The organism is Nocardia sp. NPDC055165 (assembly GCF_053606985.1).
The window spans coordinates 15,377-36,403 of record NZ_JBSGSS010000003.1 but is presented as its reverse complement, the minus strand read 5'-3'; the positions used below and the strand labels follow the sequence as shown (position 1 = coordinate 36,403).

At 67.6% G+C, this 21,027-nt stretch carries 16 protein-coding genes and 4 tRNA genes; 11 read left to right on the top strand and 9 right to left on the bottom strand.

Annotated elements, in window-relative coordinates; translation table 11 throughout:
- Window positions 1-52: 52 nt before the first annotated feature.
- The 4 genes from ACWFRF_RS06940 to ACWFRF_RS06925 all read right to left on the bottom strand — a co-directional run bounded on the left by ACWFRF_RS06940 (window position 53) and on the right by ACWFRF_RS06925 (window position 3,405).
- On the bottom strand, window positions 53-265 hold the full coding sequence (locus ACWFRF_RS06940; protein ID WP_378988841.1) for a helix-turn-helix domain-containing protein: 213 nt from the start codon (window positions 263-265) through the stop codon (window positions 53-55).
- 199 nt (window positions 266-464) lie between these two features.
- On the bottom strand, window positions 465-1,439 hold the full coding sequence (locus ACWFRF_RS06935) for a helix-turn-helix domain-containing protein (protein ID WP_452449169.1): 975 nt from the start codon (window positions 1,437-1,439) through the stop codon (window positions 465-467).
- 158 nt (window positions 1,440-1,597) lie between these two features.
- Window positions 1,598-2,230 carry a GNAT family N-acetyltransferase gene (locus ACWFRF_RS06930; protein WP_378988837.1) on the bottom strand — a complete coding sequence of 211 codons (633 nt, stop codon included), beginning with the start codon at window positions 2,228-2,230 and terminating at the stop codon, window positions 1,598-1,600.
- Window positions 2,227-3,405, bottom strand: a complete 1,179-nt coding sequence (locus tag ACWFRF_RS06925; protein WP_452449168.1) for a ThiF family adenylyltransferase — start codon at window positions 3,403-3,405, stop codon at window positions 2,227-2,229. Before ACWFRF_RS06925 ends, ACWFRF_RS06930 begins: the two co-directional genes overlap by 4 nt.
- 509 nt (window positions 3,406-3,914) lie before the next feature.
- On the opposite strand from ACWFRF_RS06925, the gene ACWFRF_RS06920 reads away from it, so the two are divergent.
- On the top strand, window positions 3,915-6,119 hold the full coding sequence (locus ACWFRF_RS06920) for a serine/threonine-protein kinase (RefSeq protein WP_452449167.1): 2,205 nt from the start codon (window positions 3,915-3,917) through the stop codon (window positions 6,117-6,119).
- A 132-nt stretch (window positions 6,120-6,251) separates the two neighbouring features.
- Here ACWFRF_RS06920 and ACWFRF_RS06915 read toward each other — a convergent pair.
- Window positions 6,252-6,323, bottom strand: a tRNA-Val gene (locus ACWFRF_RS06915).
- Window positions 6,324-6,729: 406 nt separating this feature from the next.
- Between ACWFRF_RS06915 and ACWFRF_RS06910 the strand changes: the two genes are divergently transcribed.
- From ACWFRF_RS06910 to ACWFRF_RS06890, 5 genes are all read left to right on the top strand, one after another.
- A tRNA-Gly gene (locus ACWFRF_RS06910) sits at window positions 6,730-6,801 on the top strand.
- Between the two features lie 40 nt (window positions 6,802-6,841).
- Window positions 6,842-6,912: transfer RNA gene (locus tag ACWFRF_RS06905), tRNA-Cys, on the top strand.
- 1 nt (window position 6,913) lies between these two features.
- A tRNA-Val gene (locus ACWFRF_RS06900) sits at window positions 6,914-6,988 on the top strand.
- A gap of 180 nt (window positions 6,989-7,168) precedes the next feature.
- Window positions 7,169-8,242: a phospho-N-acetylmuramoyl-pentapeptide-transferase gene (gene mraY, locus ACWFRF_RS06895; RefSeq protein WP_378658313.1), complete on the top strand. Its 1,074-nt coding sequence runs from the start codon at window positions 7,169-7,171 to the stop codon at window positions 8,240-8,242.
- A 52-nt stretch (window positions 8,243-8,294) separates the two neighbouring features.
- Complete coding sequence (locus ACWFRF_RS06890) at window positions 8,295-9,488, top strand: sigma-70 family RNA polymerase sigma factor (protein ID WP_379313698.1); 1,194 nt, start codon at window positions 8,295-8,297, stop codon at window positions 9,486-9,488.
- On the opposite strand, the gene ACWFRF_RS06885 is transcribed toward ACWFRF_RS06890, so the two are convergent.
- A complete protein-coding gene (locus tag ACWFRF_RS06885) occupies window positions 9,454-10,407 on the bottom strand; it encodes a hypothetical protein (protein WP_378988723.1) in 954 nt (317 codons plus the stop codon). The genes ACWFRF_RS06890 and ACWFRF_RS06885 overlap by 35 nt on opposite strands.
- 374 nt (window positions 10,408-10,781) lie before the next feature.
- Here ACWFRF_RS06885 and ACWFRF_RS06880 point away from each other — a divergent pair, with 374 nt between their 5' ends.
- On the top strand, window positions 10,782-12,812 hold the full coding sequence (locus ACWFRF_RS06880; protein WP_379313696.1) for a hypothetical protein: 2,031 nt from the start codon (window positions 10,782-10,784) through the stop codon (window positions 12,810-12,812).
- Window positions 12,813-12,985: 173 nt separating this feature from the next.
- Here ACWFRF_RS06880 and ACWFRF_RS06875 read toward each other — a convergent pair whose 3' ends face one another.
- Together ACWFRF_RS06875 and ACWFRF_RS06870 are read right to left on the bottom strand one after the other, a co-directional pair.
- A complete protein-coding gene (locus ACWFRF_RS06875) occupies window positions 12,986-13,930 on the bottom strand; it encodes a LysR family transcriptional regulator (protein WP_378988719.1) in 945 nt (314 codons plus the stop codon).
- 63 nt (window positions 13,931-13,993) lie between these two features.
- Complete coding sequence (locus ACWFRF_RS06870; RefSeq protein WP_452449166.1) at window positions 13,994-15,502, bottom strand: flavin-containing monooxygenase; 1,509 nt, start codon at window positions 15,500-15,502, stop codon at window positions 13,994-13,996.
- Window positions 15,503-15,654: 152 nt separating this feature from the next.
- Between ACWFRF_RS06870 and ACWFRF_RS06865 the strand changes: the two genes are divergently transcribed.
- Window positions 15,655-16,194: a GNAT family N-acetyltransferase gene (locus tag ACWFRF_RS06865; protein ID WP_378988715.1), complete on the top strand. Its 540-nt coding sequence runs from the start codon at window positions 15,655-15,657 to the stop codon at window positions 16,192-16,194.
- Between the two features lie 12 nt (window positions 16,195-16,206).
- Here the strand turns inward: ACWFRF_RS06865 and zapE are convergent, their stop codons facing one another.
- Window positions 16,207-17,226, bottom strand: a complete 1,020-nt coding sequence (gene zapE / locus ACWFRF_RS06860; protein ID WP_378988713.1) for a cell division protein ZapE — start codon at window positions 17,224-17,226, stop codon at window positions 16,207-16,209.
- 35 nt (window positions 17,227-17,261) lie between these two features.
- On the opposite strand from zapE, the gene ACWFRF_RS06855 reads away from it, so the two are divergent.
- The 3 genes from ACWFRF_RS06855 (at window position 17,262) to ACWFRF_RS06845 (ending at window position 21,025) form a co-directional block, all read left to right on the top strand.
- A complete protein-coding gene (locus ACWFRF_RS06855; protein ID WP_378988710.1) occupies window positions 17,262-18,023 on the top strand; it encodes a pyrimidine reductase family protein in 762 nt (253 codons plus the stop codon).
- Window positions 18,024-18,055: 32 nt separating this feature from the next.
- A complete protein-coding gene (locus tag ACWFRF_RS06850; protein ID WP_452449165.1) occupies window positions 18,056-19,609 on the top strand; it encodes an alpha/beta hydrolase in 1,554 nt (517 codons plus the stop codon).
- A gap of 84 nt (window positions 19,610-19,693) precedes the next feature.
- Entirely contained in the window at window positions 19,694-21,025 is a 1,332-nt protein-coding gene (locus tag ACWFRF_RS06845) for a glycosyltransferase family 87 protein (RefSeq protein ID WP_378988706.1), read from the top strand.
- The last annotated feature ends 2 nt before the right edge of the window (window positions 21,026-21,027 follow it).

The following is a 21,027-nucleotide window of genomic DNA, read 5'->3' as shown; positions in this document are numbered from 1 at the left end:
CTCGCTGGTGTGTCGGCTCGACCTGCATCGAGCCGACACACCAGCATTCAGATCAGCACGTCACGGCATCGCCGACCGAGTTGTCGAGACGCACCCCCAGAACTCTCGACAACTCGCCGACATTGTCGGCACTGGGTGTCACCACATCGCGCTCCCACCGGCTGATCTGGTTTCCGTCCGCGATTCCGATCCAGTCGGCCAACTCCGCCTGGGTGAACCCGGAGGCCATCCTTGCCGCCCGAATCGCTTTGCCGATCGTGGACATGGTCTCCCCTTTCTCTCGATGCCCTCAGCGCGGACCGCATCGGCGCGGGTGCCCGTCGGCGAACCCTCGTACTCCTGATGCGGTCTCGCGCAGCCACATTCGAAAGGTATCGGCGAATCGGCCTGCGAAGGAGGCTGTGACTGCACGGCAACTGACTGTGCACGCACAAACGTGCGTGCATCCGGGCGCGGAACTCCGGCTACTTCGGTGGGTTGCCCACATCGGTGGCGCTGCGGCGCCAGTCACGGGGCGTCATCCCGAATGCCTCGCGGAATCGCCGGGCGAAGTGGGCGGCGTCGCGGAAACCCACGGCGCCGGCCACAGACGCGATGGACCGGTGCGCATAGCCTCTGTCGATCAGCATGTCGCGGCCCCGGACCAGGCGTTGTTCGATGATCCACTGCTCGAGGCTGATACCCGACTGTGCGCAGACTTTGTACAGGTGGCGCACAGAGATGTTGTTGCCGGCGGCGATATCGGGGATCTTCAAGTCCGAATCGGACAGGTGGGTCCGCACATACCCGAGGATCTGCTCGATCAGCAGCTGCTCCGGGATGGCGGCGCCGTCACCCGGCCCCCGGCCGGCCGCCGAGATCAGTAGCGCCCGAACCATTTCCAGACAGGACTCACCCACGGAAGCAGCGGCCGGGTCCGCTTCGAGCTGGTCGGCGATCCCGACCAGATGCTGGATCTGCGCCGTGACCATCGGGTACAGCGGCGACGCCGCCAGTCGCCCGTGCGCCGCGACGACCGTTTCCGCGGAAATGCCGAGGCGCTCCCTGGACAGCTGCAGGCACAGCGTTCCGCCGAGACCGTGCCAGCCGGAGGCGAACGTCGTGGCCAGGTCGATCACTTCGCAGGCGCCGGGCTCGATCAGCGTTTGCGCACCGAACTGTTCGTGCCTGCGAACCTGTCCGTTCTGCACGGTCACCGTCAGGGTGTCGCTGGGCGTGGTTCGCTCATGCCGACTGGTTCGGCAGACCTGATGACCGGATACCTCCGAGCGAGTGAGCGCGATCGGACCCAGCATCCAGGCCTGGTGACGGCTGACCACTTCGGCCGGCGAATCCCACATCTGCAGGGTGGCCCCGATATCGGCTTCCTGCAGGATTGCGGTGACCGCCTCCCGCCGGTCCGCCGGCGTGAAGTAGTCGGAGTCGATCAGCACTGCCATTTGTGATCTCTACTTCGGATTCTCGTCGGCGGTGGTGTCCCTCCCATCGCCGGCCGCTGCGCGTATTCGGGTGGTGGCGATTCGGGGGCCTGTAGTCGGCGATGCTATCGCGCCGTGGCGCGCCCGGAGCCCGATTCGGCAGGGTTGCCGCACCGACTTCACCGGCCCACAGTGGCGTGTTCCCTTGCCGTGGTAGGCCGTAACGCCAGGATTCGACGTTCGGCAGGTGTCGCCGTCGCAGCCCATTCCGGCCGTATAGCCGCATAGATGCACACGTCGCGCCACCGACCCTGGGTTCGGTACAGCTGGCGCAGCCGCGCCTCCGGCGTCAAGCCCACTCCCGACATCACCGTGTCCATCACCGGATGATCGTGGCGGTGCCCGGCCCATACTCGGTGAATCCCGAGCGGCCCGAAGGCGAATGCCGCCAACAGCCGCCCCGCCTCGATACCGCCCGCGCGCAGCGCCCCCTCCGGAACCACGACCAGACCGCCGATCATCGCGTTGCTGCCGAAATCCTCCACCAGCAGGCCGATGGTGCCGACCATGGTGTCCTCACCCGGCGCCGTGATCGCCAATGTGTACTTGCGCCGCGGAGTCTCGCCTCGGGAACGCAGGGCGGCGTCGAACGACGTCGCGGCCGCCCGCACACCCATGCTGTCGGTGCCCATATATCGGGTCAGGTGCGGGTCGGTGAAGATCCGCTGATAAACGCCCAGATCACCGGCACGGAGATCACGCAACCGCAGCCGCGGACCGACCAGTTCCACATTGCGCAGATCGATCGTCAACGGACTTCCTCCATCACCCGCACGAATGCCGGAGCGATCTGTGGGCCTACCGCGGGGATCAGCTCGTCGAGGTCGATATAGGTTCGCCCCGACGGGATCAGCTCGCCGAGCAGGATCCGGCGAGCCGTGTCCGCCACCAAGGCGCCGCCGAGCATCACCCCGGAGGCGAGCTGCGGCCAGCTGCACAGGCTTCGGCCGATCTCACCGACAGCGTCGCGCATCGCCGGACTCAGCCGCGGCTCGTCGACCACTGCCAGCAGAAGAGCCAGCAGCTCGCCCCGGTTCATCCCTGCGACATCGGACGAGGTCGACTTACCGATGCGACCGTGGAACAGCGGGCGATGGGGTTCGCGATCGAAACGCTCCACATCCAGCAAGCCGCGATCGTTGGCGTCCATCAGTACCGGGATCTCTCGGCGCCGCGCGTACTCACGGGCAGCGACTTTCGCCCATACCGTGTCGCATTCCTCCACCAGCAGATCCAGCGGACGGGTGCCCTCCACTCCGTCGAAGAACGGCCCGATCGATTCCTCGGTCAACCCGTCCGTGAACACCTCGATATCGAGATAGGGGTCGATCTCGAACATCTGACGCGCCGCCAGCACGGCCTTGGAGACCCCGAGATCGCCCACCCCGGCCCGCAGCCGGTTCAGATTCGACAGCCCGACGGTGTCGAAGTCGGCCAATCGGAACGATCCGCCGACCCCTTCCATCGCCAGCGTCGCAGCCGCGCTGTTGCCCACCGACAGCCCGATCACACCGATCCGGCGCTCGCGCAGGACTCGCTGCTGCACTCGGTCGATCTTGTTGCGATTCCGATCTGTCCGCACCCGCTGGAAAACCTTGCGCGGCAGCACATGTACCAAACTGCCGTTCCACGGATAGAACACCCACGTCCCCCACTGCCACAACGGAGTCCCGTCACAGATCCGACGACGGGACGCCACCAGTGAGCCGGTCGACTGCGCGACCGCAGGGTCCTCGCAGCGGATCAGTTCGTCGAGCTGATCTTCGATCGTGTCGTGCACCGCACTGACCGAACCCGACGCTGTCAGCGCTTCGAGATCACACAGCCCTTCCGGGCTCGATGCATCGAGCAGCTCGGGACGGAAATGCGACGTCGCGGCGCCGGGCGTGAGTGCCGCCGGACGCGGAACCGAGCGATGCCAAACCATGTGTGCACAAACCTCCGACCCTCATGAGGCGAACGGCCACCCGCTCGCCTCTGTCGACCAAGACGCGCAAAGGATACACACAGCACACCTTCAGCAAACCGACCTTCGGTCCACCGGCATGGCGCGACAATACCTCCGGCAAACTGGGACTATGACCAATAGAGCCAGCACGAAAGGCGACCCGTTCCACCACTCTTTCTCACTATCGCAATAATCCCGCAAGCATCGATTCCAGGGTCTCGGGCGCCGACGACCGCTCACTGGCGCCCGGTTCACCAGAGCGGACACAGTTCGCACCGGCCGGCCACCCCGGGGACGGACTTCCACCGGCGTGGCACAGAACAGTCCGGCTACACCGGCGGCGCAGTGGACCCGAGGCGCACCATTTGCTCGAATCGGAGCGATACCCTTGAGCAAGGGAGTCTTGATGGAAGGAGCTGACGTGGGGCAACTGGGCCGCATCGCGTATAGCCGCTCTGTGATCGCCCGAGGCTGATCTCGAGCTGCCGATGTCCGAGCCGATCGACCTGGTCGATGCAGCCGAACGAACCCGCACCGCGCTCGCCAGTGCCGTGGCGGAACTCTCGCAGGCTTGGGCGGCCGGTTCTCCACCCGACCTCTCGGCGTTTCTCCCCGGGGAACCCGCAGCGCGGCACACCGTCCTGGTCGAACTGATCAAGATCGACCTCGAATACCGCTGGCTTCGGTATCACTTTCCCAAACGACTGATCGAATACCGCGAGGAATTCGCCGAGCTGCGGGATGGTCCGCTGCCCGCCGAGCTCGTCTATGAGGAATTCCATGCCGTGCGCCGCGGATCGGAGGCAACCGATGGGGCTCCCACCGCGGATGCGGTGACCGCGGGGGCGACCAGCCCCGACCTCGTGAGCGACTACCACAGCACGATCATCGCGCGTCCCGGCGCGCAGGTTCTGCTCGACGCCGTCGATGTCGGCGACCACGTCGACGACTTCGACCTCCTGATGAGGATCGGCGCCGGCGCCTTCGCCCAGGTCTATCTCGCTCGGCAACAATCGATGCAGCGACTCGTCGCGGTCAAGATCTCCCACAACCACGGCATCGAACCGCAGACTCTCGCCCAGCTCGACCACGAATACATCGTGCGCATCTTCGACCAGCGGCTCATCGCCGATGGCCAGCTGAAGCTGCTCTACATGCAGTACCTACCGGGCGGGACGCTGCTCGACGTGCTGCGGTTGCGGCGCTCGACGCCGTCGCAACGCCACGGTGGGCAACTGCTGCTCGACGCCGTCGACGAGGTACTCGCCGCGAAGGGTGAGGTCCGGCCTACCGAATCGGCGATCCGGACCAGGACCGCGGCACTGACCTGGCCGGAGACCGTCGCCTGGCTGGGTCGCCGACTCGCGGACGCGCTGCAGCACGCGTCCGAGCGAGGAGTGTTGCATCGAGATATCAAACCCGCGAATGTGCTGCTGAGCGCCGAGGGAGTGCCGAAGTTGGCCGACTTCAACGTCAGCTTCAGCCAACGCGTCAAGGGCACCAGCCCCCTGGCCTACTTCGGCGGATCCCTGGCGTACATGTCGCCCGAACAGCTCGAAGCCTGCCATCCCGACCTGCCCGCGACCGCTTTCGATCTCGATACTCGCAGCGACATCTTCGCGCTGGCTGTCATGCTGTGGGAATTGCTCACGGGGCGGCGGCCCTTCCCCGACGAGACGTCCGCGGGCGAGTCGGAGACGTCGCTGGCCCGCATGCTCGAATTGCGGCGCCGACCGGTAGAGGCGGCATTCTTGTCGGAGCTTCCGCCGGATTGCCCCATGGCGCTGCGCCGTGTGCTCCTGAAATGCCTGTCGCCCGACCGCGAGGACCGTTATTCGTCCGGTTCGGAAGTGGCCCAGCAGTTCGACCTGTGCCTCGAGAAGAGGGCCCGCGACCTCGTCGATCCGCCGCCGGACAGTTGGCGAACGCGACTGTCGCGATGGCCCACCCTCACCCTCTGGCTGTCATCGATGGTCGGTGTCGGCCTGGCTACGCTGTACCTGGCTGTGCACGCCCAGGAACTGATCAGAGAGCGCCTGCCCGATGCCGCGAACGCGCAGATCAACAGGGGCGTGATGGTGTGCATCCTCTGCGGCTTTCTGCTGGCCGTTGTCATCTACGTCTGCATTTCACGTGATCAGCTCGAGGTTCTTCGCGGCTTGCGCAAGGGCGGACGCTACGACGAGGCAAGGCTCGCGCGGGTGCGGTCGCGGACACTGCTGTGGGGCGACCTGTGTGCGCTCAACACCCTGCTGTCCGCGCTTCTCGCCACCGGGACGGCCGTGCTGCTGCTGCGCTGGTTCACCGATCTTCCGGTGCGGCTGCAGGTACATGCGGCGATGACTGTTCTGGTGGCGGGCACCATCTCGGTCGCCTACACCTTCTTCCTTTCCACGTTCTATCTCGTCCGCTGCGTCTATCCCCGCTACCTGCGCCACGGGCGCACGACGGAGCGCGACTCCGCCGACTTGCGCTGGCTGCGCCGCAGGACCACGGTCTACCTCGCGGTGACGGCGTCGGTACCGGTGGTCGGGGTGCTGGCCGGATTCAGCTTTCTCGAACCCGAGGAGCTGTGGCTCGTGCGCGATTCGGTACTGGGGCTGTGCGCGGCCGGCGGGCTCGCCTTCGTCGCCGTGTACTGGTTGTTCCGGAAGCTGGACGCGGACCTGCGCGCGCTCAGCCGGGTGGTCTAGCGATCAACCCATGGCGACCTGGATCCGTCTGCCACGCCTCCCGTGCCGCAGACAGGGAACCTACGTTTCTGCACGCATATTGCACAAAAGAGGCTGGCCGACATGAAATCCATGTCGGCCAGCCTTTATCTGTGGTCCCAGCTGGTTTCGAACCAGCGACCTTCCGCGTGTGAGGCGGACGCTCTCCCGCTGAGCTATGGGACCGAACACTTGTCGGGCGGGTTTTGAGCCGCTCGAACGAGATGGAACATTAGCACGGGGGGCCGGGATGACACCAAATCGCCTTGTGAAGCGGGGTTTCGGCGAGGGGAACCTCGCCGGGTCGATGCTCGCGCTCGCGCGCGTGTACGCGCGGGCGGGCGATCGATGGTCCACACACTCGACGCTCGAGCGATATCATGGCTAGATGCGCATATCTATGTTTCAGAATGTGGACGTCAGGGGTCGCTGGGCGGCGCGGCTCGATGTGGGCGACACGCGTGTAATTCATATTTAGGGCGGTTTACCAGGCGATTTGTAGTCTGCGTCGAACGTCGGCTAATGTTCTCCTCGCACCGCAGAGAGCAGCAAAGCCGCCAGGCCGAGCCGCTCCCCTAAGTGTGAAGTAAATGCGGATGTGGCGCAGTGGTAGCGCATCACCTTGCCAAGGTGAGGGTCGCGAGTTCGAATCTCGTCATCCGCTCGAGAGGTAGGTAAGGCACTAGCCCCATCCTCCTTTGTACGGTGGAGTGGCCGAGTGGTGAGGCAACGGCCTGCAAAGCCGTGCACACGGGTTCGATTCCCGTCTCCACCTCGCGCGATTAGCTCAGCGGGAGAGCGCTTCCCTGACACGGAAGAGGTCACTGGTTCAATCCCAGTATCGCGCACCACCGTACCGAGTCAGGCCCCCTTTCGAGGGGGCCTGACTTGTTTGCGTTACCGGTCCTGCGAGCCGAGCCTGTAACCCAGATCACTCTCGGCACGGATTCCCGGTGAGCTCCCCTAGTATCGGCACACGGCATCGCCGGGCGGGTCCGGTGCGGGGACCGGCGGCATGGAGGGGCAATCGAGTGAGGCAGATCCTGTTATCGGCGGGGATCGCTCTTGTCGTCACCATCACGCTCACGCCGGGGCTGATCCGGGTCTTCGCGCGGCGAGGGTTCGGGCAGGAGATCCGGATCGACGGACCTGCCAGTCATCAGGCCAAACGCGGAACGCCGACGATGGGTGGGCTGGCGATCGGGGCCGGGGTGTGGGCCGGGTATCTCGGGTCGCATCTGATCGGGTTGCTGTGGGACGCACCGGGGCCGAGCGCGTCGGGCGTGCTGGTACTACTACTGGCGTCGGCGCTGGGTGTGGTGGGTTTCCTCGACGACTCCATCAAGCTGCGCAAGCACCGCAACCTCGGGTTGACCGCGGCGGGCAAATACATCGGGCAGATCGGCGCCGCGGTGGTGTTCGCTGTGCTCGTGCTGCGGTTCCCCGGCGCCACAGGGCTCACGCCCGCCGGTCGCAACCTGTCCTATGTCCGCGACATCAACACCATCACCTTCGCGTCGCTGTTCTTCGTGGCATTCATCGTGTTGCTGGTGGTCGCGTGGTCGAACGCGGTGAACATCACCGACGGTCTCGACGGACTCGCGGCCGGGTCGATGAGCCTCACGCTCGGCGCGTACGTGGTGATCACGCTGTGGCAGTACGACAACTCGTGCGAGATCAGTCCCGGACGCGCCTGCTACACGGTGCGCGATCCGCTCGACCTGGCGATGGTCAGTGCCGCGGGGGCGGCGGCGTGCATCGGTTTCCTGTGGTGGAACGCGGCGCCGGCCAAGATCTTCATGGGCGACACCGGGTCGCTCGGCCTCGGCGGGCTGCTGGCCGGGCTGTCGATCACCAGCCGCACCGAACTGCTGGCCGTGGTGATCGGGGCGCTGTTCGTCGCCGAGATCATGTCGGTGGTGTTGCAGATCGTGGTGTTCCGCACGACGCATACCCGGCTGTTCCGGATGGCGCCGTTCCATCATCACTTCGAACTCAACAACTGGCCCGAGACCGCGGTGATCATCCGGTTCTGGGTGCTGGCCGGGATCGCTTCGGCAACGGGGCTGTGCCTGTTCTACAGCGAGTACCTGACCTCGCTCTAGTTGTCGGGGCCTGCGGCTACGCTGACTCGATCGAGCGAGGGAGGTCGCCGCTGTGAGTGCCGAGATCGTCAGGCCACCGGGTCACGATATCGCTGCCGACGTCTCGTTCGAGCTCGAGGAGCTCGACGATCTGGTCGGCGAACTGCTCACCGACCATGCCGAACGCGCCGCCCGCGACGCGCGGATCGTCGCGTTGCGCCTCGGGATCGGAGGGCAGCGCCCGGAGACCCTCACCCGGATCGGCGCCCGCTACGACCTGGCCCGCGACAGGGTCCGCCAGCTGTACGCCAAAGCGGTCGGCCGGATCGTGCGCGACGCCGCCCGCGCCGGGCACCGGTCGGCGCAGGTGTTCGCGCACCGCTATCCGGTCGAGACGGGTGATCTGCGTCTGGTGCGCATGCTGCTGGCCGAGACCTACGCGACCGATACCGACCTGGTGGCCATGGAATGGTCCTACCTCAAGCTCCGGCTGGCCGGACACGAACCGGGCGACGCCAAGCGGGTGGCCGGCTATGTGATGCAACGAATCCTGGGCTGGCAGAAGAAGACTGCCAGCATCTTGGCCAAGCTACAGGTGCCGGCGGACGGTGCCGACGATCTGCGGGCGCTGCTGGCCGACGTGGAGTGGGCGACCGGATCGCCCGCCCCGCTGCCCACGGAGTCGGCGCGCGTGGCCGACGGTGACGACGACGGCCGCGGCCGGTTCTACTTGGCGAAAGCAGGCCGCGACGTCGCCTACGACTCGGCCATGGCGGCCCGGCTACTGCGAACCCTCGATGCAGACCCGGCGGTGGCGGCGTTCCAGGAAGAACCGACCGCACTGACCTATCGTTTCGCCGACGAAGACCAAGTGCACTATCCGGCCGTGGCCGCACAGCTCACCGACGGCCGCGCGATGCTCATCGACGTGGTTCCGCTGGGCCGCACAGCCTTCCACCACAACCGGATCCAGAGCGAACTCGGCCGCGCCTACGCACGCGAGCACGGCTGGGGCTGGCTCGTCTGGACCGGGAGCGCGATCGGTACACCCCAGCTCGAAGCTCGCCCGGTCGACGCCTCGATCGAGCAACGCCTGGCCTCCGACCTGGAACAGGGCCCCTACGATCGACAGGCGCTGGCCACGGTCAGCGCAGACACCGGCATCGACCTCCTCGACCTTGCCGGCCTCGTGCTCCGCAACGACTGGCAGTGGGACCGGTTGCCGATGCGGCTCAGCGCATCACCATCGCGCCGACCATCACGGTGAGGACCAGCAGCATCGCGCAGCAGGTGAGCCACTGCCACTGATCCAGGGTGCGATCCATCCGGCCGATGCTCGCGCGCAGGCTCGCCGCGACGCGCTGCTGGGCGAGGAGTTCGCTGCGCAGTCCTGCCATGGTGATGGCTTCGGCGTCGGCGTTCACCCCGGCCCGATCGATCCGGTTGTGCAGACGGCCGACCAGTCGCTGCTTGTCGCGCACGGCCTGGCGCGAGACCGCCAGCTCCACCCGCTGATCGCGCAACTCGGTGCGCTGGTGCTCGATCATCGCGGCCTGTGCCGCGGTGTGCCGTTCCCAGGTGCCCACGTCGGACCACCCTCCTGTCGTGAGATCCGCGTGCCCCCAGTGCATTGCGCCGGACACCCAGTCTTCGAGAAAATCACGCAACTCGGTACCGCCGCCGGCCGGGGCGGCGAAACCGGTCTTGCCCGCGGCGAGCATGCCCTGATCGATGCGGTAATCGGCGGCCGCGGGCGCGAAATCGGCGATGCCGACCGCGGGGACCAGCGGCACCCAGAAACCCTGCGGGCACACCCACAGCACATCGTCGATTCCGGCCGCCTGCAGGCGTTTCCGGTGTGCGCGGGCCGCGGTGATGTCGAGCGGGCCGCTGCGCACCTCGACCACGCAGCGCCGGTCGCCGCGGCGCCAGTAGATATCGACGGGGATATCGCCGATCTGTGCGTCGACCTCGGCCTCGTCGGCGCCCGCCGCCGTGAGCCTGCCGCAGATCCAGTGCTCGAGACGCTGCGTATTCCATTGGGTCGCCGCACATTCGGGGCAACCACAGCCATAGCCGGTGCGTTCGGTGACGGCGCGGCGGCTGCCCTCGGAAATCCCCAGTTCGTCGAGCAGCGCTCGACGTCCACACGCCACCTGGGTCTCGCTCAGCCGCTTCGTCCTCACACCATCACTCCCTCACCAAGGGACCTGTCGTAGGCTCACGCGCACGTCCTGGACATCAGGTTCCCGCAGCCATCGAAAAGGCGCCAGCCCCCTTGACCCGCGTTCGGGTGCGTCATCGCCTGGTGATTGAGGTCACAAACGCGACTCTGCTTGTATATCAAGCCATTTCATTGTGCCAACGTCGCACGAAGACGCCTAATTCTTGATCATTTCGATACACAGACCCGGCCTGTTGCGTGTCCGTTTCATCCTGATTGAGAATCAGTTCGGCGCGTCGCGGAAGCGGTCACGACAACACGTGCTGTTGCTCCGGTGGATATGATCGCTGCGGCCGAGGCGGGCACGCTCGGGCGACCACGGGAAGTAGGGTGTGCATGAACCACGCTGAGCACGACGAGTCCATCGGGTCGATGCTGGCGAGTATCGCCACGGCGCTGCGCGAAGTCAGCGACAAGCTCGATATCGTCGCCGCGCGGGTCCAGCTCGATGTACCCACCTTCCCGGTCGACGAGGATCTGCCCGACCACACCCGGATCAGGCGGCTGGAATCCTGGGCATTTCGTGCGTCACAGGACATTTCACGCCTGAGTTCCCGGCTCGACGCCCTCGACAACGACGGTGAGCCCGATTCCGGCCGTCCGGCACGGAGCACGCCCAGCCGCCGCGAAATTCGCGAAGCCGCGGAGGCCGCCGAACGCGCGGCCGACGGACTCGACGACCACCGAGCGGCCCCCGAGTCATTACCACCTCATCGGGACCGCGATACCGACAGCTCCCGGCCCCCGCTCGAACGCCGCAACTCCCCTGTCCGGCCGGCCACCGACCACCTCGGCGACCCCACCGCGCTGGCCGCGACGCCGATCCCGCGCACAGCCCAGGCCGAGGCGGCGCCCCTGGGTCAACCGGCGTCGTTCGATACCGACTCGATCGCCGCGGTCGGTGGCAACGCGGCCGCCGGCGAACCGTCTGGTCGCCGACCCGCGCCCGTGCGGCTCAGCAGTACCGGCGAGCGGGTCTCGGCGGGCAATGGGACCTCGACGAACGGAATCAACGGCACCGCGAAGGGTCTGGCCGGCGACATCGCGTCCACCCGAAACGGCACACCGGCGCCCGCCGTGATCGGCATGGTGCTGACGGCACCGGTCGTCGACCACGCGGCAGAAGCGAGTGCGCCGACAGCTTCGAAGCCCACCGCGACGGTGCTCTCCGAGGATCGCCCGTCCACGTCGGGTGTCGACAACAGCACGCCGTCCTCCGCAACCAACGGACCACTGCCCGGGAGCGCGGAGGTGAGCGCCCTCGTGCGGGAGAGCGGCCCCAACGGGTTCGGGCTCGGTTCCGGTGCGATGAAGCACGTTCCGAGCTCGCCGGTCGACGACCGGTCGGCGCAGCAGGCGCCCGGAGATCCGCAGACGGCGGAGATCAGCCCCGATGCCGTGATCGAGCGGGCTCGCCCGGTGAAGAAGCCGACGGAGAGCTCGGCCACAGCGGACGGCAGACCGAGCGTTGCGTCGCCGGAGAAGCTGTCCACCAACGGGAACGGTGTCGCGCGGCCCGCGCCGACCGACCCCGTCTCTGCTGCCGAGGACCACCTGTCGTCGGGATTCACCGGCGAGCGATCCGCGACGCCGCCGAATGGCAAGCCGGTCAATGGATTCGAGTCCCACATCCCGCCGGCAGCTGAAGTCCGCCCGGACACCTCGGTGGATGCACAGCCCGCGGGCAACACTGCCAACGGCATCCACTGGTCTTTCACGGAGGAACCGGCGCCCCCCTCGCCGGCCCCGGACCGAAACGGACACGCCCGCAACGGCTTCACCACCGACTCCGCGCGCCGTGCCGAGTCCCTCTTCGACGATTTCACCCCGCGCGACCGCATGACCACCGGTGAATCATCCGAGCCACCGACCGTCTCCGGGCCGCCCCCACGCCTGACTCCACCGACAGAACTCACCACACAGCCGAACCAGGTGCCGGTGGATTCGGCGCGCACCCCCGGTCCGTCTCACGTCAACGGCGTCGGCCACAGCACCGCGTTCCCGAACGCCGATCGACCGGCGAACACCGCCGCCGTACCCGACCAGGAGCCGCGCAACAACCACGCGACGCTCACCGACCACGATCGTCCGTCCGCGGACTTCGATCCACCGACTCTCGGCCTACCGACCGGACGCGACGGGTCGGCGAGCAGCCCCGATCCCCTCGAACGCCCGGCCGCCGACCCGGTTCCGCCCACCGCCACCGACTCGGCCGGCATCACCGTCACCGGCACCTACCGCGCCTTCGACATCGAACGCGCGCACGTCGACAAGCTGCAGGCGATGCTGGACGAGCTGAAACGCTCGGCCGGTCTCCCACCGGGCCGCCGCGACGTATTCGGCCCGCCGACACCGGACGTGGGTTAGACGCACCTTCGTCTCCGCTCTGGACGTGAGCAGCTGAGAAACGCTGCGCGACGAGCATCCCAGGCGAATCGCCTCCTCCGATCCGACTGCGCACCACTGCAACCCATCAGGCGCGCGCGTCCATCTCGCACCGGTCACGTGCGAGCGGCGGACGAATGTTCCGGGGATGTCTGTCAGGCAGGTGTCGCCAGCGGAACCAGACCTGGACCGACCTCCGGCTTCGGAGGTTCGTGCAGGACTGTGCCGATGAGGTCGCGTAGGGCGCGATGACCGGCGTCGGCGGTATTGCGTGGATGCCACGCCATGGCGACGACGGGGGCCGGTAGCGGCAGCGGGATCTCGAACATCGCCAAGCCGAGCGCGGCGCGTGCGGCACGGGACACGAGTTCCGGTGCGGGGCAGATCAATTCGGTCGACGCGAGGGTGAGCAGCGCGGTGGGCAGGTCGGCGACGGTGGCGACCACGCGGCGGGTGCGGCCGTGCAGGGCGAGGCGGTCGTCGATCGGGCCGTGCGTGCGACCGGTGGGTGACACTTCCAGATGGCGTGCCGAGGCGTAGGCGGCGACGGTGGGGCGGTCGACGGCGAACGGATGGTCGGGCGCGGCGACGCCGATCCAACGGTCGGTGAACAGGCGCTTGACCACCGTTTCCGGGTCGGTCTGCCCGATCATGCCGACCTCGACGTCGACTCGGCCGTCGCGCAGCGCCACCGCACCGTCGGCGGCATCGGCCGCGAGCAGCCGCACGGTTACCCCGGGCAGCTCTGCGTGGACCGCCGCCAGTAGCGGACCGGACAGGCTCGCGCCGACCGAATCACCCACGCGGACAACGAAATCACGATGCCTGCCCGGCCCGTTCCCATCGCGGGCGGTGAGCAACGACCGGCCCTGATCGACCAGGCTCGCCACATCGTGGCGCAATTCGAGGGCCCGCGGCGTGGGCACCATCTGTCTGCCCGAGCGAACGAGCAGCGGATCGCCGAGCACCTCGCGCAGCCGGGTGAGAGTGCGACTCATCGCCGAGGTCGAGGTGTGCAGTCGCCTGGCCGCCTCGGTCACGCTGTTGGTGTCGAGCAGCGCGTCGAGAGCGAGCAGCAGGTTCAGATCCAGCGCGTCCACGCGAGGATTATCACCAACGCACCGATCGCCGTCGGCGTTGCCGACGGCGATCCGGCGTGTCGGCTACCGCTCCGCTACGGGCGCCGGTGCGGGCGCCACCGGGGCGGCCACCGCGCGATTGCGCAGCACCCCGCGATAGGACGGCGGCCGCACGGGTCGCACCCACTGCGCCAGCCGCGACATCAACGGCAGCGGCGTGCCGAGATCGTCGAGCATCTCGTCGATATTGGCCAGCGAGAACGGGACCACCGAGGCACCGTGCGCGTGGTTGCCCTCACTGCGTTCACGCGACCACTCCAGGCGCGCATCGATCTCGTTGTTCATCAGCTCGGCCATCGGCGGCACGAACCGGCCCGTGAGCAGCCCGGCGATCCAGTGCGCGCCCACCTCGGCGCTGAGGGCGCTCACATTCGAGCTGTTGTAACCGGCGAAGCTCAGATTGGGGATCTCCACCGGCAGGATGTGGCGGTAGAGCCGGAAATCGCTCACGTCGTCGGTGAGGGCGCGCCGCACGAACGGGGTGAGGAACGGCACCTCCTGCCGGTATCCGGTGGCGCAGAGGACGATCTCGGCCAGTTTCAGGCTGCCGTCGGCCAGACGCACCGCGGGTCCGTGCGGTCCACCGATCAGTTCGGTGATCTCGGTGTCGCGGTGCACGCTGATCCTGCCCGCCTCGACCTGCTCGGCGAAGCCCTCGGTGGCCAGGCTCGCGCTGCTGGTGCCGATCTCGGAGATCGGGCTCGTCGGTACCAGATCGAGCTCACGCAGCCGCAGCTTGCGCGTCACCCGCTCCTGCAGCAGGTCCATGTTCGACTGGCGCAGCGAGAGACGGTCGAGCGACCGTTCGACGCGGTGCGGGAAGCGGGACGGGAAGTGCGCCTCCCCCGCGCGGGTCAGCAGCAGACGTTCGTAGTCGGCGCCGAAACCGAGCTTGCGCGGCATCTTCCAGGTGAGTCTGCGCGCCACCACGGTGGTCTCGTCGGCGATGTGGCTGACGGCCTCGGCCACATCGCACGCGGACTTGCCGTAGCCGAGCACGACCACCGAACGATCACGCGCCTGTTCGACATCGTGGAATTCCGAGACATGGCACAGTCGCCCACCCGCGGCACGGAACGCCGCGGTGCCGGCCAGGTCGGGCATCACCGGGTCGCTGTAGACGCCGTTGGCGACGATCAGGTGATCGCAGGTGGTGCGGTGCACCCCCATGTGGTCGCGGATCTCGAGCAGCCAGCCGCTGTCGACCGGGTCGGCCGCCACCACCTCGGTGCCCAGGCGCAGGTGCGGGCCGAGGCCGAACTCGTGCACGTATCCGGCCAGGTAGGCCTGCATCTGCTGGCCGTCGGGCCAGCGGGGGAAATCCTCGGGCATCGGGTGATCGCTGAACGCGTACGTGGATTTGCTGTTCTGCGCGCGAAGTCCCGGATACCGGCGGGTGGCACTCCACACACCGCCGACGTCGGGGGCCCGGTCGAAGACTTCGACCGGGAACCCCGCCTGACTCAATACCTTCGCGCAGGCCAAACCCGCCACTCCCGCACCGACGATCCCGATGCGGCTACCGCTCGTCATGCGCAGGAGACTACTCGGACCAGTAGGTGAGGTGCCACCGCGCTGGACAGCCCACAGTCGGTGGGACAGTGCCCGACCCAGCCGTAGTGCCGCCGCGCTGTCGCGATCCACAGTCGCGCCGCGGCCGGGGTGACCCGTGCTGTACTGGAAGGATGACCAACAGTTCCGTCGTCGTCGACCGAGCCGGACTCTGGGACGCCGAGGCGCTCAGCGATGTGGCCGCCGCGACATTTCCGCTCGCCTGCCCGCCCGAGGCCACCGTGGGCGATATCGAGATCTTCCTCGAGCAGATGCTGTCGGGCGAACGCTTCGGCGAATACCTGTCCGACCCGACCAGGACCGTGCTCAAGGCCGTCGAGGGCGACGAGATCGTCGGCTACGCCATGCTCATCGCGGGCAGACCGAGCGACCCCGACGTCGCCGCGCAGGTGAGCGCGGGCGAGGTGGTCGAACTGAGCAAGATGTATGTCCTGCCCGGACACCACGGCAGCGGCGTCGCCGCGGCATTGATGGACGCCGTGGTCGACACCGCGCGTGACTCGGGCGCCGAGACGGTGTGGCTGGGGGTCAACCAGGCCAACGAGCGCGCGCAGAAGTTCTACGCCAAGCACGGGTTTCGGCAGGTGGGCACCAAGACGTTCGTGGTCGGCAACCAGCTGCACTCCGATTTCGTCTTCGAACGCGCGCTCTGACCGGCTGTGGGGTCAGGCGGCCGCGGCCTCGAAGCGCGAGAGCGCGAGCAGACGTGAGATCGCGCGCAGGTACTTCTTGCGGTAGCCGCCGTCGAGCATCTCCTTCGAGAAGATCTCGTCGAGCTTGACGCCCGAAACCGTCACCGGGATGCTCGCGTCGTAGAGGCGGTCGGCCAGTACGACCACGCGCAGCGCGACGGCCTGATCGGTCACGGTGTGCACGTCGGAGATGAACACCGAGGCCACGCCCTGGATCAGCGCGCCGAACTTGGACGGGTGCAGCGTACTCAGATGCTTCAGCAGCACGTCGAATTCGTCGAGGGTGGAACCCGGGGTGGTCGCGGCACGCTCGACGAGCACGTCGTTCGAGGTGGGTTCCGGCGCGGGCGGCAGGTCGCGGTGCCGGTAGTCGGGCCCGTCGACGCGCACCGGATCGAAGATCGAACCGAGCTTCTTGATCTCGCGCAGGAAGTCCGATGCCGCGAAACGCCCCTCGCCCAGCTGGCCGGGCAGCGTGTTCGACGTCGCCACGATGGAGACGCCACGGGCCGACAGCTCGGTGAGCAGTCGCGAGACCAGCATCGTGTCGCCCGGATCGTCGAGTTCGAACTCGTCGATGCACAGCACGCTGTTGGCCGAGAGCCGCTCGACGGCGTTGTTGAAGCCCAGTGCGCCGACCAGGTTGGTGACCTCGCCGAAGGTGCCGAACGACTTGGGCGCCGGGGAGCTGTGGAAGATCGAAGCGAGCAGGTGGGTCTTGCCGACGCCGAAGCCGCCGTCGAGATACAGGCCGGCGCCCGAGACTGCCTTCTTCTTGCCGAAGAGGCTCTTCTTCGAGGCGGCCTTGTGGATTTTCGCCACCTGACCTGCGAATTCCTCCGCCTTGGCTACCGCGGCCGCTTGGCTCGGTTCCTTGGGGTCGGGGATGTAGGAGGCGAAGCTGACCTCGTCGAACATGGGCGGAGGCACCATCTGCGCGACGAGTTGGTCGGCCGGGACCTCCGGATGGCGATCGACAAGGCGTTCTTGCATGGACAAATCGTACGGACGTGGTTGCATCGATCCCTATGCAGCGTATCCACAATGTGACCCAGCTCGCAGACCTCGACGCCGACGCACTGGCCAGGTGCTATGCCTACCCACGGCATCTGGACGGTCCGTGGGTACGGGCGAACTTCGTCAGCAGCATCGACGGCGCGTTCACCGTCGACGGTGTTTCGGCAGGCTTGGGCACCGAGGCGGACAAGACAGTGTTCACGGTCCTGCGTGAACTGGCCGACGTGATCGTGATCGGCGCAGGAACCCTGCGCGCGGAGAACTACGGCGGCGCGCACCCCGACCCGCAACGGCGCATCGCGCACCATCGGCACGGGATCGGTGGTCACCCCGACGGCACCCCGCCACCGATCGCGGTGGTCACCGCGACCGCCAAGCTCGATCCGGGGTCGAAGTTCTTCACCGACGCCGAGGTGCCGCCGCTGATCGTCACCACCAGCCACGCGGACCCGAAGCAGGTCAGTGCGCTCGAAGACGCGGGCGCGCAGATAGTGGTCGCCGGTGAGGCCGCGATCATGCCCGCCGCGCTGATCCGGGTGTTCGCCGAGCGCGGTCTGCACCGGGTGCTGTGTGAAGGCGGACCGCATCTTTTCGGGCAGCTGGCCGAGGCCGGCCTGGTCGACGAGCTCTGCCTGACCACCGCCCCGATGCTGGTCGGGGGCGCGGGCGGGCGAATCTCGCTGTCGGCGAGCACTTTCGACCTGCCGATGGCACGCAAGCAGCTGGTGCTCGCCGAGGACGGCACCGTCGCGGCCCGTTGGGCCCGTCGATGAAACCTGGCGCCGAACCTGGCAGTGTGTAGCGCATGCGTTGGACTCGGGCCGCGGCAACGGCCGCGACACTATCGATCATGCTCGCGGGCTGTGGGGCCGGGCCGTCGGATCGGCCCGTCGTCGCCGTCGAGCGTCCCGGGGCAGGCGGCGCGCAGACCGAAGCGCCCGCGCCGCAGGACCTGGCCAAGGCCGAGGTGCCCAAAACCGATCTGGCCTGGCGTGATTGCACCGCGGCCACGTTGAGCTCGCTCGACTTCGGCGCCGCTCCCGCGGGTCTGGTCCTCGAGTGCGCCGAGTTCTCGACCCCGATCGATACCGCGGGCACCGTGCTCGGTACGTTCCGGGCCGGCGCCCTGCGCGCTCGCCTGCCGCAGACGCCCACCGACGCGGCCCCGTTGGTGCTCACCTCCGGTTCGGACCGTTCGTCGGCCTCGACGCTGGCCGGTCTGGCGATCGGGCCCAACAGCGCGTTGCTGGCCGCGCAGCCGATCGTCGCGGTGGATCGACGCGGCATCGGCGCCTCCCAGCCCATCGACTGCATTCCGGCGCAGCTGCGCGCGGTGATGACCGACCTCGGACAGACCGGGGTGGGCAACGCCGATCAGGTCGGCGCCGTCGCGGGCTTCAGCCAGGACGCCACCATCGCCTGCCGCGATTTCCTGCAGCCCTACGAGGGCACGTTCGACGCGCCGCACGCCGCCGACGACATCGAGCAGCTGCGCAAGCAATGGCAGGTCGAGAAGATCAACGTGCTCGGCGCGGGCAACGGCGCCAAGGTGGCCCTGAGCTATGCCCGCCGCTACGGCGACCACCTGGCCCGCCTCGTGCTCGACGCCCCCGAACCCGTCGGCGCGGACGCCACCACCATGGCCGAGGCGCGGGTCACCGGCGCCGAAGCGGCCCTCACCGCGTTCGCGCAGCGCTGCAAGGCCGCCAACTGCGCACTCGGCGCCGATCCGCGGGCGGCGATCGTCGCGCTGATGAACAAAGCGAACAGCGGCGGCCTCGGCGAGATCTCGGCCGCTGACCTGTCGACCGCGCTCACCGGTTTCCTGTCCAGTCCCCGCGGCGACCAGGCGAATCGGGTCACCGCCATGGCCGACATCCTCGCCGCCGCCGACCGTGGCGATCGCGGACCGCTGTCGGCGATGGTCGTGCGCGAAGCCGCCGCGATCACCTCCGACGGCGAGTTCGTGAACCGGTGCACCGACAGCCAGCAGCCCCCGACCGCGGACAAGGCCCGTGAACTCAGCGAGACGTGGGCGAGCAAATATCCGGTATTCGGGCGCAATGCCGCCATCGGGCTGATGGTCTGCTCGGCCTGGCCGGTCTCCACCGCGGCGCCGCTGCCGACGAAACTCGACTTGCCGGTGCTGGTGTTCGCCGGTGCCGCCGATCCGATCGTCGGCGGGGCGGCCGCCTCGGTGACCGGTGCGCTCGGCTCGGCGGGCGCTCGGCATGCCACGATGACCTGGCAGGGCTGGGGCCATCCGGTCGTCACCCACTCCGGGTGCGCGCAGAAGGCCGTCAACGACTACCTCGCCGAGGGGAAACTGCCCGCCGACGGCGGTGCCTGCCCGGCCTGATCCGGTCGGGGCAACCATCCGGTTCCGGCGCGTCATACGGGTCCGGCGACACCATCGCAACCCGATTCGGTGTACCGTGCCCCAGTGTTGTTCCGACAGCTCGAGCCCCGTACCGCTCGCACCTCCGCCGAGGTGATCAAGTTCGCGCTCTGGCCCTTCGCGGTCATGATGGTGCTGAACCGCGTCTTCATCAAGGCGATCAACGGTTTCGTCACCGACGACTACCGGCCTGTGTACAACGCCTCGTTCGAGTTCCTGAACGGCAGGCCGCTGTACACCGCCGACTTCTCGTCGGTCGACCCGCACTATCTCTACTATCCGAGTGGAACGCTGCTGATCGCGCCGGTCGCGATCATCGACTACGAGCTGTCACGCTGGCTGTTCATCGGGCTCAACGCCGTGGCGATTCTGCTCGCCTGGTATCTGCTGCTGCGCCTGTTCAAGTTCGGTCTGGGCTCCATCGCCGCGCCCGCGCTGCTGCTGGCAATGTTCGCTTCCGAGACGGTGACCAATACGTTGGTCTTCACCAACGTCAACGGCTGCCTGCTGCTGGCCGAGTTGGCGTTCATCACGCTGCTGCTGGCGCGCCGGGACCTCTGGGCAGGCGTGGCGCTGGGATTGAGCATCGCGGTGAAACCGACGCTGGCGCCGTTACTGCTGGTCGCAGCCGTTCGCGGCCAGTGGAAGGTGTTCATCACCGCGCTCGGTGTGCCGCTGGTGCTCACCGCGATCGCCTGGCCGCTGTCGGCGGACCCCGAGAAGTTCTTCACCCACGTGATGCCCTATCTGGCTGAGACCCGCGACTACTTCAACAGTTCGGTGGGTGGCAACGGGCTCTACTACGGATTGCCCGAATGGCTGATCCTGCTGGTCAAGGTCCTGATGGCCGGTGTGGTCGCGGTATCGCTGTGGCTGCTGTGGCGCTACTACCGCCACGACGAACTGTTCTTCGTCACCACGTTCTCCGGGGTGTTGCTCACCGCGTGGTTCCTGCTGCCGTCGCTGGGCCAGATGTACTACTCCATGATGGTCTTCCCGTTCCTGATGACCGTGGTACTGCGCAATTCCGTCCTGCGTAACTGGCCCGCGTGGCTGGCGATCTTCGGGTTCATGACCTACGACAAGTGGCTCTCCGATCGCTGGCAGGGCGTCGGCCGCAATCTCGAATACCTGCGGGTGACCTTCGGGTGGGGCCTGCTGCTCATCGTCGTGTTCTGTGTGCTCGGCGACCGGTATCTGGCGGCGCGTCGCGAGGGCAGGCTGCAGTTCGGAATCGACCCGACGTGGATCGAGAGTGCGCCCGATTCGCGGGACGGCACCGATGAGCCCGCGCCCGTCGCACCGGTCGAGGACACTGCACCGCCCCGCGAGGATCCGGTGGCGCCGGTCGAGGATCGCGAGCCCGCGCTCAAGTAGTT